This is a genomic window from Nonomuraea antimicrobica (assembly GCF_039536965.1).
Taxonomy (GTDB): Bacteria; Actinomycetota; Actinomycetes; order Streptosporangiales; family Streptosporangiaceae; genus Nonomuraea; species Nonomuraea antimicrobica.
The window spans coordinates 12,934-13,451 of the sequence record NZ_BAAAZP010000154.1; the positions used below are offsets into that span (position 1 = coordinate 12,934).

General features: G+C 68.9%; 1 protein-coding gene. It reads right to left on the bottom strand.

Going from position 1 to position 518, the window contains the following annotated elements; translation table 11 throughout:
* Positions 1 to 253 (bottom strand): DUF3817 domain-containing protein (locus ABD844_RS38285; RefSeq protein ID WP_344889411.1); only part of this gene is annotated, 253 nt, incomplete at its 3' end.
* Between the last annotated feature and the right edge of the window lie 265 nt (positions 254 to 518).

The window sequence follows — 518 nt, forward strand, 5'->3', positions numbered from 1 at the left end:
CGAACCACAGCGAGGTGAACGGCGGCACCCCGCACGCCAGGCCGAGCACCACCGCGCCCCGGCTCCAGCCCGCCTCCCGGGCCGCGAGCAGCACCCCGGCCACGTAGAGCACGAACAACGCCCCGTGGATCGGCCCGAACACCTTCACCCCGAGCTCGCCGGTCTCGGTCACATATTTGAAGAACATGCCGACCAGCAACCCCGCCCACGAACACGCCTCGGCCACCGCCACGACCCGGAACCAGCGCAGCACACTCCACCCCTTCGCTCGACCGCAGCCCATACTCTACAGGCTGTAGAGCACGGGCCGGGCCGACCGCCGGGGTGGCGGGGAAGCCTGACGGGTCAGACCTCCTCGACGCTGCTCGGCTCACGCCGGGACAGGTCGATCCCGAGCTCTTCCGCGGCGCGGAAGACGTCCTCGTCGGTGTCGCGCATCTCGATGGACGTGCCATCGGTGGAGAGCACCTCGACGTTGAGGCACAGCGACTGCATCTCCTTGATGAGCACCTTGAAGG